At 38.7% G+C, this 12,328-nt stretch carries 10 protein-coding genes; 5 read left to right on the top strand and 5 right to left on the bottom strand.

Going from position 1 to position 12,328, the window contains the following annotated elements:
* Positions 1 to 313: 313 nt before the first annotated feature.
* The 3 genes from clpB to rluD all read right to left on the bottom strand — a co-directional run bounded on the left by clpB (position 314) and on the right by rluD (position 4,703).
* On the bottom strand, positions 314 to 2,899 hold the full coding sequence (clpB, locus tag PVK62_RS15715) for an ATP-dependent chaperone ClpB (RefSeq protein ID WP_274445232.1): 2,586 nt from the start codon (positions 2,897 to 2,899) through the stop codon (positions 314 to 316).
* A 95-nt stretch (positions 2,900 to 2,994) separates the two neighbouring features.
* Positions 2,995 to 3,726 carry a peptidoglycan editing factor PgeF gene (gene pgeF / locus PVK62_RS15710; protein ID WP_274445233.1) on the bottom strand — a complete coding sequence of 244 codons (732 nt, stop codon included), beginning with the start codon at positions 3,724 to 3,726 and terminating at the stop codon, positions 2,995 to 2,997.
* A gap of 2 nt (positions 3,727 to 3,728) precedes the next feature.
* Positions 3,729 to 4,703 (bottom strand): 23S rRNA pseudouridine(1911/1915/1917) synthase RluD, encoded by a 975-nt coding sequence (rluD, locus tag PVK62_RS15705; protein ID WP_274445234.1) that lies wholly within the window; start codon positions 4,701 to 4,703, stop codon positions 3,729 to 3,731.
* 161 nt (positions 4,704 to 4,864) lie between these two features.
* Here rluD and bamD point away from each other — a divergent pair, with 161 nt between their 5' ends.
* From bamD to yjjX, 4 genes are all read left to right on the top strand, one after another.
* Positions 4,865 to 5,590, top strand: a complete 726-nt coding sequence (bamD, locus tag PVK62_RS15700) for an outer membrane protein assembly factor BamD (protein ID WP_274445235.1) — start codon at positions 4,865 to 4,867, stop codon at positions 5,588 to 5,590.
* 362 nt (positions 5,591 to 5,952) lie between these two features.
* On the top strand, positions 5,953 to 6,315 hold the full coding sequence (gene hpf / locus PVK62_RS15695) for a ribosome hibernation-promoting factor, HPF/YfiA family (RefSeq protein ID WP_122036742.1): 363 nt from the start codon (positions 5,953 to 5,955) through the stop codon (positions 6,313 to 6,315).
* Positions 6,316 to 6,435: 120 nt separating this feature from the next.
* Positions 6,436 to 7,614, top strand: a complete 1,179-nt coding sequence (pheA, locus tag PVK62_RS15690) for a prephenate dehydratase (RefSeq protein WP_274445236.1) — start codon at positions 6,436 to 6,438, stop codon at positions 7,612 to 7,614.
* Positions 7,615 to 7,625: 11 nt separating this feature from the next.
* Positions 7,626 to 8,138 carry an inosine/xanthosine triphosphatase gene (gene yjjX / locus PVK62_RS15685; RefSeq protein WP_274445237.1) on the top strand — a complete coding sequence of 171 codons (513 nt, stop codon included), beginning with the start codon at positions 7,626 to 7,628 and terminating at the stop codon, positions 8,136 to 8,138.
* On the opposite strand, the gene trpR is transcribed toward yjjX, so the two are convergent.
* Together trpR and sltY are read right to left on the bottom strand one after the other, a co-directional pair.
* Positions 8,107 to 8,433: a trp operon repressor gene (gene trpR / locus PVK62_RS15680; RefSeq protein ID WP_274445239.1), complete on the bottom strand. Its 327-nt coding sequence runs from the start codon at positions 8,431 to 8,433 to the stop codon at positions 8,107 to 8,109. The genes yjjX and trpR overlap by 32 nt on opposite strands.
* Before the next feature lie 68 nt (positions 8,434 to 8,501).
* Positions 8,502 to 10,436, bottom strand: coding sequence for a murein transglycosylase (gene sltY, locus PVK62_RS15675; RefSeq protein WP_274445240.1), 1,935 nt, complete (start codon positions 10,434 to 10,436; stop codon positions 8,502 to 8,504).
* Between the two features lie 187 nt (positions 10,437 to 10,623).
* On the opposite strand from sltY, the gene ettA reads away from it, so the two are divergent.
* Positions 10,624 to 12,291: an energy-dependent translational throttle protein EttA gene (gene ettA / locus PVK62_RS15670; protein ID WP_274445241.1), complete on the top strand. Its 1,668-nt coding sequence runs from the start codon at positions 10,624 to 10,626 to the stop codon at positions 12,289 to 12,291.
* Positions 12,292 to 12,328 lie beyond the last annotated feature (37 nt).

The following is a 12,328-nucleotide window of genomic DNA, read 5'->3' as shown; positions in this document are numbered from 1 at the left end:
TTATCAACTCACAAGTGCCCACACAGATTAATAGGTTTCAAATTTTTAAAGAGCAAACTTCAAGTTTCGAAGCCTTTCGGCTTTCTCTTGAAGCGGACGGTCATAATACTCACTTAACATTAAGTGTCAAGCACTTAACTTAATAAATAATTAAAACAACCTCACTAAACATTAAACTTCGATTTAACTCATCCGTTCCCCGTCAGTGAGGCGGCATTATAGAGAGTCTTTAATTTCATGCAACTATTTTTTAGTAAAATAACCAAAAAACAGTTTAAGTGATTAAAATTAACTCAACCCGCTTATTTAGCCATCAAAAGTCATCGTTTTGAGTGGTAATAAGCTGATTATCTTTTACCTTTAGCTTAATCACTTCACCTGTTCTTAATTTGCCACTTAAAATGTCTTGGGCTAAAGGATTCTCTATATAAGTCTGAATCGCTCGTTTTAGTGGTCTTGCACCATAAACAGGATCAAACCCTGCTTCTGCGATTAAATCTAGAGCTTCAGTTGATATCTCTAATTGATAGTCTTTTTCATTTAATCGCTTTTCCAAACGTTGCAGCTGAATAGAAGCAATGTTCTTAATATGCTCTTGGCCTAACGGGTGGAAAACAACGGTTTCATCGACTCGGTTTAAAAACTCTGGTCTAAAGTGCTGACCCACCACTTCCATCACTAGATCTTTTATGCCGTTGTAATCTAATTCACCAAAATGTTGTTGAATTTTTTCTGAGCCTAAATTCGACGTCATAATGATAACGGTATTTTTAAAATCTACCGTTCTTCCCTGACCATCGGTAAGCCTGCCATCATCTAATACCTGAAGAAGAATATTAAATACATCTGGATGTGCTTTTTCGACTTCATCAAGCAATAAAACAGAATAAGGCTTACGTCTAACGGCTTCAGTTAAGTAACCGCCCTCTTCGTATCCAACGTAACCAGGAGGGGCACCGACTAACCTAGCGACGGAATGTTTCTCCATAAACTCAGACATATCAATTCGAACCATCGCATCTTCACTGTCAAACATAAAGTTTGCTAAAGATTTACATAATTCCGTTTTACCAACACCTGTTGGTCCCAAGAATAAAAACGAACCAATTGGACGATTAGGATCAGATAACCCAGCTCTACTGCGTCGAATGGCATTCGATACTGCTTCAACCGCTTCTGCTTGTCCTATCACTCTTTTATGTAATTCACTTTCCATCTTTAACAGTTTATCTCTTTCTCCCTCAAGCATTTTATTCACAGGAATGCCTGTTTGACGAGAAAGAACTTCAGCAATTTCACTGTCGGTAACTTTATTCTTTAATAAACTCATTTCTTGCATTTCAGCTTGTGCAGCAAGATCTAATTGTTTTTCTAATTCTGGAATTCGGCCATATTGCAGTTCTGACATACGATTTAAATCACCAGCACGTCGCGCAATATCCATATTACTTCGGGCCGTTTCTAACTCTGTTTTTATATGCTGTGTCCCTGACAATGCCGCTTTTTCGGCTTTCCAGACTTCTTCTAGTTCAGCGTAATCACGCTCTTTTTCTCTTAATTCAAGATTTAAAGAGTCTAAGCGTTTTAAGCTTGCATCATCGCTTTCTTTAACTAATGCTTGCTGTTCTATTTTTAATTGGATAATTTTACGGTCCAATTTATCCAGTGATTCTGGCTTTGAGTCGATTTCCATTCTGATACTTGATGCTGCTTCATCAATTAAATCAATGGCTTTATCAGGTAACTGTCTATCGGAAATATAACGATGAGAGAGTGTCGCTGCAGCCACAATCGCTGGATCGGTTATTTCAACATGATGATGGATCTCATAACGCTCTTTCAAGCCACGTAAAATAGCAATCGTATCTTCTACGGTTGGTTCATCAACCAATACTTTTTGGAATCGTCTCTCTAACGCGGGATCTTTCTCTATATATTTTCGATATTCATCAAGAGTTGTCGCACCGACACAGTGCAATTCGCCACGAGCAAGCGCAGGCTTAAGCATATTACCGGCATCCATCGAGCCTTCACCTTTACCGGCACCGACCATGGTATGAACTTCATCAATGAAAAGGATAACGCTGCCTTCTTCTTTAGATAGCTCATTCAAGACCGCTTTTAATCGCTCTTCAAACTCACCTCGAAATTTAGCGCCAGCAACTAACGCACCAATATCGAGAGACAATACGCGCTTATTTTTCAAGCCTTCAGGCACTTCCCCATTAATTATACGCTGGGCTAAACCTTCAACTATTGCCGTTTTACCCACACCCGGTTGGCCAATAATTACAGGGTTATTTTTAGTTCGTCTTTGAAGTACTTGAATGGTACGGCGAATCTCATCATCGCGACCAATCACAGGATCTAATTTCCCCTGTTCAGCTTTCTCAGTAAGATCTACCGTAAATTTTTCGAGTGCTTGGCGTTTTTCTTCTGCATTTTGATCATTAACTTTTTCGCCACCACGGATCTCATCGATAGATTTTGCGATTTTTTGTTCCGTTAAGCCTAACTCTCTCAATAAGTGGCCTAATGGGCCTTTATCTTCGATAGCAGCAAGAAGAAATATTTCAGAAGAGATATAAGCATCTTTTCGTTTTTGTGCAATTTTGTCACACAGATTAAAAATAACGCCCATGTTTGATGAGAGTTGAACATCGCCACCAATACCGGTGACTTTTGGTGCTTTATCTAAAATTTCAGAAAGCTTTGAACGAAGTTGGGCTACGTCAATATTAAGAAGTGTTAATAATGGCCTAATTGTGCTGCCATCTTGATTTAACAGAGCAACCATAAGATGAGTTGGCTCGATATATTGATGATCTTGACCTAATGCTAATGATTGAGCATCTGAAATAGCGATTTGAAATTTGCTGGTAAATCGATCTAAACGCATAACCCTCTCCTACAGAAGAAAAGTAACTAATTATTACCTCTTAGATGGGGTTTATTGTTTTAGAAATCAACTGAGGTGAATTGAATTAAAGCGGATTATTCAAACCAAATAAGGGTAGCTTGACGCCCTGTATCTCCCTCTTTTCGATAAGAAAAAAATTGTTCTGTATTTGAGTAAGTGCAAAGGTCCGAGTAATGAACCTCTTTAACCCCAGCATTGTATAAACGCTGCGTAGCTAGTAATGCTAAGTTCGCTAGCCATTTCCTTGAATTTTGACTCGGTTTAAATGCCTTTGATGCTTCAGGATCTTTTTCACAAAATAAAGCTTTTACTTCCTCTCCAACTTCGAACGCTTCAGGGCCAATAGCTGGACCACACCATGCAATAAGCTCATTTGAAGTAAAATGTTGAATCGTATTTTCGAGCACACCATCAAGAAGACCACGCCAACCAGCATGAGCAGCTGCGACTTCAGTTCCTTCTTTACTACAAATCACAACAGGTAAACAATCAGCAGTCATAACACAACAGACTTGATTCGCTTGATTTGTATAAGCGGCATCGGCAGACGGAATACTTTCTGAATAAGTATAAGGAAGAGTAAGAACTATGGTTGAATGTATTTGATTTAACCACGTTGGTGCAGTAGGTAACTGCGCCAACGTAATCAGTTTTTCACGATTGAGCACAACATCATTGTTATTGTCGCCAACGTGGTCACCCAAATTTAAACTCGAAAATGGGGCTTTAGAAACACCACCTAACCGAGTTGTACTAACTACGTTAATATTTTTAGGAGCAGACCATTTTGGTAACAATAGTGACATTTTTAATACTCGTCCTCATGCAATAGACGTTCATCGTCACGTAAAGCTTGAGATAGAGCAACCATGTCGTCAGGGATTGGTGCATGGAATTCCATGACTTCGCCTGTAATTGGATGGTCAAAACGTAACATCGCGGCATGAAGAGCTTGACGATCAAACCCACGGATCATATCAATCAATTCTTGTGACGCTCCTTTAGGGATACGAGCACGACCACCGTAAGCAGTATCACCGACTAATGGATGTTGAAGGAATGACATATGAACACGAATTTGGTGAGTACGACCCGTTTCAAGACGTAAACGTAGGCGCGTATGAATACGGAAATGCTCAGCAACACGATAATGTGTTACCGCATCTTTACCCAATTCATGTACTGCCATTAGTGTACGTTTTTGAGGGTGACGTCCAATTGGTTTTTCAATCATGCCGCCAGCCGTCATACGACCTAATACTACCGCTTCATATTCACGAGTGATCTTACGCTTTTGAAGCGCACGAACTAAACGTGTTTGAGCTGGTACGGTTTTCGCTACTACCATTAAACCCGTTGTGTCTTTATCTAGACGGTGCACGATACCTGCACGAGGCACCTCAGCAATATTTGGGTAATGGAATAATAATGCATTTAGTACCGTTTTATCCGGTGTACCAGCACCTGGATGTACTACGAAGTCACGAGGTTTATTAATAACTAATAAATCGTCATCTTCATAAACAATATCAAGAGGAATATCTTGAGCTAACCAACGCTGCTCATCTTCCAATTCAGCTTTAACTGAAATTACTTCACCACCCATCATTTTCAGACGTGCTTTAGTAATAACTTCACCATTGACAGAAATCTGCCCCGCTAACACCCACTCTTTGATGCGTGAACGAGAGAAGTCTGAAAACAACTCGGCTGCAGCTTGATCTAAACGCTGACCTAGTTGACTTTCTTTTACTGTACTTGTTAACTCTATTTGTTGTGCCATATCGAACTTTTTTTAAATTAGTGGTACTAATACCAAACAAATACATCATATTTGGTATCATCAACACTGTAAGTGAAATAAACTATCGACCATTGTATCTGTTAACGACGCATTTCGTAATGGATAACTTCAGTTTTTTTAGTCAAGGATCATTTTCAAGCATGAAACGCTTAACCCTTTCTTCATTATTAGCCGTATCTTTGCTGGTTGGTTGCTCAAGCAGTGATGATGTTATCCCTGATATCCCACCATCAGAATTATATTCTCAGGCTCAAGTATCTTTAAAGGCTGGTAATTGGACAAGTGCAATTGAGCGCCTTGAAGCACTCGATTCTCGTTACCCTTTTGGTGCTTACTCAGAGCAGGTTCAACTTGATCTAATTTACGTATATTACAAAAATGATGATCTTGCATTGGGCTTAGCGACCATTGAACGTTTTAATCGCTTAAATCCAACACACCCAAAAGCAGATTGGGTTTTATATATGCGCGGCCTAACACATATGGCTCAAGACCGTAGTTTTATGCACGACCTTTTTAGAGTCGATCGCTCAGATCGAGATCCTGAACCTGCACGTTCAGCATTTAAAGACTTTAAACGCTTACTAGACCGTTACCCAGATAGTTTATATGCCGAAGATGCTCAAACTCGTATGTTTGCCTTAAAGAATCGCTTAGCTGATTATGAATTAGCAACGGCTGATTTTTATCTTCGCCGTGAAGCGTGGATTTCAGCGATCAATCGTAGCCAAGAATTACAACGAACGTATCCAGATACTGAAGCCGCAAGAAAATCACTATCGATTATGTTAGCTGCATATAAAGAATTGAAATTAGAAGATGCTATCGCTCGAACAGAAGAACTTATTGCATTGAATCCAGAATAAATTTTCAGTCAAAATAATAAAAGCCGTGTCTTATCATTAAGGCACGGCTTTTTTATATCTGATATTTATATAAAGGATGTTCAAACTCACAAAATATGGAAGATTAAAAAATAACCATTAAAAACAGTAAGTTGAACTTAGTCCCTAAAAACGAATGTTTTCAGTAATCAACCTTTCCAATCTACCTATTTTAGGCAATTCATCAAGTTTTTTTTCAAAAAAAATTCTCAGGGTTTGTTTGAGATCACATCAAGATATCTAATTACGAAGACTATTTAAAATGGTGACTTAGATCACTTTATTTTACTGCTGGATCCGTAATCTGAATACATGCCAAACGGGGCAAGAGAGAGGAAAATCATATGAAAGTAGAAATCACTGGTAACAACATCGACATCACTCCAGGCATCCGTGAACGTATTGAAGGGAAATTTAAAAAACTAGAAGAAAAAAGAAATCTAGACATTATTGGCCGTCACGCTAGCGTTACGAAACGCGCAAATGGTAAGCATAAGGTAGAAGCACAGGCGACTATCGCTGGTGGTAAAGTTGCAGCATCAGCAGAGCAAGAAGACCTATTTGGTGCAATTAGAGAGATGTACCAAAAACTAGAACGCCAACTAGATAAGCTACAACATAAAGGCGAAGCTCGTCGAGCAACACACGCTCAAGCTCCTGTAGTCGAAGAGCCAGAAGTTGACCTAGAAGAGGAATACGAACAGTAATTGAATCGTCAACTCAAACGTTTTCTGAAACAGCGCTCATTTGAGCGCTGTTTTTTCTTGACGCAAACTTATCGATTCCTTATTGTGAATTAACTCTTAATTTACTAGGTTTGCATATTCATGACTGATACCCGCTATTCTCTGGATGAGATCCGTTTACGCCTTAATGAACTTGATAATGAACTATTAACGCTTTTTTCTGAACGTCGTAAACTCAGTCTTGAAGTTGCTAAAAGCAAAGTCCAAACCGCGAAACCAGTTCGAGATCCAAAACGCGAACAACAATTACTGGTAAAATTAATTGAAAATGGCAAAGCATTCGACCTAGATGCTTATTACATTACTCAGTTGTTTCACACCATTATTGAAGATTCTGTTTTATTACAGCAAGAATACTTTCAAAACCTAGCTAACCCTGAATTAAGTCGCAAACCCATCGCAAGAGTGGCCTATCTTGGCTCAAAAGGCTCTTACTCAAACTTAGCAACTCGTCGTTATTTCAGTAAGAAAAATATTGAGTTGGCAGAGCTAGGGTGTGAAAATTTTAGAGAAGTTATTAAAACAGTTGAATCTGGTCATGCTGATTATGGTGTATTACCGATTGAAAATACAAGTTCAGGCTCTATCAACCAAGTTTACGATTTACTACAGCACACAAGCTTATACATTGTGGGAGAGCTAACTCAGCAGATTGAACACTGCTTACTAACCACCACAGAAACGTCTCTTGAATCAATTAAAACCTTATATTCTCATCCGCAGCCACATGAACAATGCAGCGAGTTTTTGAATCGTTTAGATAATGTAGAACTTATCTCTTGCGCAAGCACAGCTGATGCCATGATTACGGTAAAAGAACTAAACTCACCAGAAGTAGCAGCAATTGGAAATTCTGATAGTGGTAAACTGTATGGCCTTCAATCCTTAATTACCAATATCTCGAACCAAACAGAGAATCAAACTCGCTTTATTGTTGTAGCAAGAAAGCCTGTTGATGTGTCAGAACAAATACCAGCAAAAACCACTCTAATAGTATCAACCTCTCAAGATGCAGGTTCACTAGTAGAATCGCTATTAGTCTTACGTAAATACGGTATTAATATGACGAAATTAGAATCTCGCCCTATTATGGGAAATCCTTGGGAAGAGATGTTCTATATTGATTTGCAAGCACATTTAAAATCAGAAGCGATGAGTGCCGCAATTGAAGAGCTAACCTCTATCACTCAATATCTTAAGGTTCTTGGTTGTTACCCTATTGAAAATGTAACACCAACAACGATACCTTTAACTCAATAATAGGCCATTGCATGAATGTCATTATTGCTTCATTAAATCCTGCAAAAATTAACGCGGTGAAAACTGCATTTAATCAAGCGTTTCCAAATGCAGTATTTAGCTTTACTGGCGTATCTGTTGACAGTGGCGTGCCAGATCAACCTATGAGCTGTATTGAAACAAAACAAGGTGCGATCAACAGAGTAAATAACGCCAAAGCACTATCTCCAGGTGCCAGTTTCTATGTTGGATTAGAAGCAGGGATCGAAAAAAATTCAACTTTTGCTTGGATGATTATTGATAATTGCGAAAAAGTGGGAGAATCACGATCATCAAGTTTACCTCTTCCTCCGGCAGTAATTACTGCAGTTAACCAAGGAAAAGAACTTGGGGATGTGATGGATGAACAATTTAATACCAATAATATTAAACAAAAAGGTGGGGCTATTGGCTTATTAACCAATAACCTATTAACTAGAAGCTCTGTTTATCAACAAGCGTTAATTCTTGCTCTTATTCCTTTTCTTCATCCTGAACGCTTTTAGCACTCTTTTGAAGTAACTCCATAAGCCATTCCTTTTCATCCTGAGTATGGCTTTTTAATTCATTTGAACCTCGAGTGATGGTTGCAATACCCACCCCTAATAATTGGCTAATCTGTCTTTGACTTAAATCCCCTTGCAATAATTCATGACAAATATTAACTCGCGCAATTAATGCTTCACGCTCATCAGGCGTCATCAACATGGTTAATAAAGATTGATGCTTATCTTGCTCTGCGGCATTCGCTATTAATGCCATCACTTGTGACCAATCTGAATATTTTGCTGATCCTGACATAAATTCCTCATTACACTAATAAAAAAGGGGACGCTTAAGTCCCCTACTTTATGATCATTCAGAAATAATTAATACTCTAAATTCTGCTCTTTCTTCGATAAGAAACTTCCTTTTTCCCCTAATAGACTGCGGTAGTAAGTTTCAAACATCAAAATGTTTTGTACGTAACCACGCGTTTCTTTAAATGGGATCGCTTCTATAAAGGCATAAGCATCTAACTTTTCATTTGAAACGGCTCTCCATCGCTTAACTCGATGAGGGCCCGCATTGTAACCCGCTAACGCAAAAATACGGTTTCCATCATAGTCATCCATCAAGCCTTTAAGATAGTTTGAACCTATATGAATATTTACATCAACATCATTTAGGCTACTTACTCCTTCATATCTATCGTAATCAATTTTCTTAGCCGTATATTTTGCCGTTGCTGGCATAATTTGCATTAAACCACGAGCACCAACAGGAGACTGAGCCTCTGCATATAAGCCACTCTCTTGTCTAGAAAGAGACATTAAGGTTATTTTATCTAACCCTAGTTCTTTACTATAATGTCCAAACCACCACTGATGAGCAATAGGAAAACGTAGACTTAAATAGCCCCACATTCTTCCTTCAATCGTTGCTAATACTGTAAAGTGATGCCAACGATGTTGAGCAGCATAACTAGCAAGCTCTTTCACTTCTTTTTTAGAGACTCGGGTAAGTAAGTATTCCCACTCACTTTTTGCTGTCGGGATCTCATCGATTGCAATCAACTCTTTAATACGAGCAAGTTCAACCTTATATTTAATCTTTATCGACTTAATATTTTTAGGTGCGATATCCATCGGATATTGAATTGGTTCACCTAAGATACTTGCTGCTGCCACACTATAAAAATTACGTTGACCAAGCAATTTTTGTAATCTAGCTTCTGCTTTATCATGCTCACCATTTTCACTTTCAATTCGAGCTTTCCAAAACTGCCAACGTAATGAGGCTTTACTTTCAGAGCTTAAATAACCAATCCACTTATCTACATCACTCCAATCAGCAGCACGGATAGCGACACGAATTCGACGCTCAACAAATGAATCTTCTGGATTAAGTTCAAGTTCTCCATCTCGCCAAGCCGCTAAGCTTTCAGAGTTAGTTGACATAATAGTACTGACAATTTTTTTCTTAATCGCAATCTGTTCCGTTGAGCTAAATTTCTGTTTTTTGACTAAATGAGGCAACATCTCAATCGCTTTTTCAGGATTTTTTCTTGCTTCTCGCTCAATAGAAATCAGCGTCAATTGTTTAGTGAAATCTGTGGCTTTATTTGTCTTTGAGAATTCTGCTAACAAATCAGGATCATTAAATAATTCAACAATATCTTTTGCCTGTTTTTTCGCTTTGTCAGAAGACAGCATTTTTTCTAAATAAGAAAATAGGCTACTATTACGAGCCTTATAAACCAATAGCATTCGGTCTATAATTAAATCATCCGTCAATTTACCTGCATCAGACCATGCTTTAAATAAATCATCACACTCATAAGTAACAGAGCTTCCAGTTAACCATAATTTCTCCGCACCTTTCCAAGCAAGATTTTTATCACCTAATTCATTTTTTGCTTGGTAGTAATAGCACTGTAGGTTTTTACTGCTCGGCTCCTTTGGAAAATAGTCAATAAAATCAGCCCAGCGTTCATTCAATCCCAAAGTAACTAAGTATTGATAATCAAGAGAGTTACCAATAGATAATGTGCGATTATCATGACGGAACAAACGAATATCATCCGGAGTTTTAGAGCTTAAATCCATTCGTAATTCACGATAATCTAAGTAAGGAGCTAATGGATACTCATCTAATGTCTCTCTTATTTTTTTGTATTTCTCTAAATCCTTACCTTTTAGCGATTCTTTTGCTTCTTGATATTGAGCTCGTGATTCATCTATCGATAATGCTTCTACTGTATGCACACTCATTCCAACGCACAACGCCACCATCATCCCTAATTTATATCGTGTATATTTCATTGATTTTTTAAACACCTAGCTTTCCAACCTTTTTGTAGCTGTGCACTGATATAAGACAGAGTTAAACTACCATCTGCTTCTTCTTTGAGTTTACTTATATTACCCTAGTAACTACAAGAATGAGTGTTAAACTATATATCATAAATAGTAAAATGATATTTCCGTTAACCTACTCTAATAAGTGATTATGGCTGAATACGTATATACAATGTCACGAGTGAGCAAAATTGTTCCTCCTAAAAGACAAATTCTGAAAGACATTTCCCTTAGCTTCTTCCCTGGTGCAAAAATCGGTGTTCTTGGTCTAAATGGCTCAGGTAAATCAACACTACTTCGCATTATGGCGGGACTAGATACTGATATTGATGGTGAAGCTCGTCCACAAAGTGGATTGAATATTGGCTATCTACCACAAGAACCCGTTCTAGATGAATCAAAAACCGTCCGAGAGATCGTTGAAGAAGCGGTTTCTGATGTAGCTGGAGCGCTATCTCGATTAGACGCAGTTTATGCAGCTTATGCTGAAGAAGATGCTGACTTTGATGCTCTTGCTAAAGAGCAAGGTGAACTTGAAGCGATAATCCAAGCAAAAGATGGTCACAACCTAGAGAATGCATTAGAACGTGCTGCGGATGCATTACGTCTTCCAGAGTGGGATGCAAAAATTGAATTCCTATCTGGTGGTGAACGTCGTCGTGTTGCTATCTGCCGTCTTCTTCTTGAAAAACCAGATATGCTACTTCTTGATGAACCAACCAACCACCTTGATGCAGAATCAGTTGCGTGGCTTGAGCACTTCCTTGTTGATTATTCAGGTACTGTTGTGGCAATTACCCATGACCGTTATTTCCTAGATAATGCTGCTGGTTGGATCTTGGAGCTTGACCGTGGTGAAGGTATTCCATGGGAAGGTAACTATACCTCTTGGCTAGAGCAAAAAGATGATCGTCTAAAACAAGAATCTTCGAAAGAAAATGCTCGTCAAAAAACGATAGAAAAAGAGCTTGAATGGGTTCGTCAAAATCCTAAAGGTCGTCAAGCGAAATCAAAAGCGCGTATGGCTAGATTTGAAGAATTGCAAAACACCGAACACCAAAAACGTAATGAAACAAACGAATTGTTCATTCCGCCAGGCGAGCGTTTAGGTGATAAAGTTCTTGAAGTAACAAACTTAACGAAATCATTTGGCGATCGTGTACTGATTGACGACTTATCATTCAGTATGCCAAAAGGCGCTATCGTTGGTATTATCGGCGCCAATGGTGCTGGTAAATCAACGCTATTCAAAATGTTAAGTGGCGCAGAAGAAGCGGATTCAGGCTCAATTGTATTGGGTGAGACAGTTAAACTTGCTTCTGTTGATCAATTCCGTGACAGTATGGACAATACAAAAACGGTTTACCAAGAGATCTCTGAAGGTGCTGAGATCATCAAGATCAATAACTTTGAAATCCCGGCACGTGCGTACTGTTCTCGCTTTAACTTCCGTGGAAATGACCAACAGAAAATCATTGGAGACCTCTCTGGTGGTGAACGTAACCGTGTTCATTTAGCTAAATTATTGAAAACAGGCGGCAACGTACTGTTACTCGATGAGCCAACCAATGACTTGGATGTTGAAACATTACGCGCACTAGAAGAAGCACTTCTAGAGTTCCCAGGTTGTGCCATGGTTATCTCGCATGACCGTTGGTTCTTGGACCGTATCGCGACTCACATTCTTGATTACCGCGATGAAGGTAAAGTGAACTTCTTTGAAGGTAACTATACTGAGTACAGTGATTGGATTAAGAAAACATTAGGCGCTCAAGCTGCTGAACCACATCGTATTAAATATAAGCGTATGACTAAATAGCAATAACGATTATTTGATACTCATCATAAGGGCCGCA

Source organism: Aliivibrio sp. S3MY1 (assembly GCF_028765575.1).
In the GTDB taxonomy this organism is placed as follows: domain Bacteria; phylum Pseudomonadota; class Gammaproteobacteria; order Enterobacterales; family Vibrionaceae; genus Aliivibrio.
Note: the sequence above shows the minus strand (reverse complement) of the source record. Positions and strands in the feature narration are given on the sequence as shown.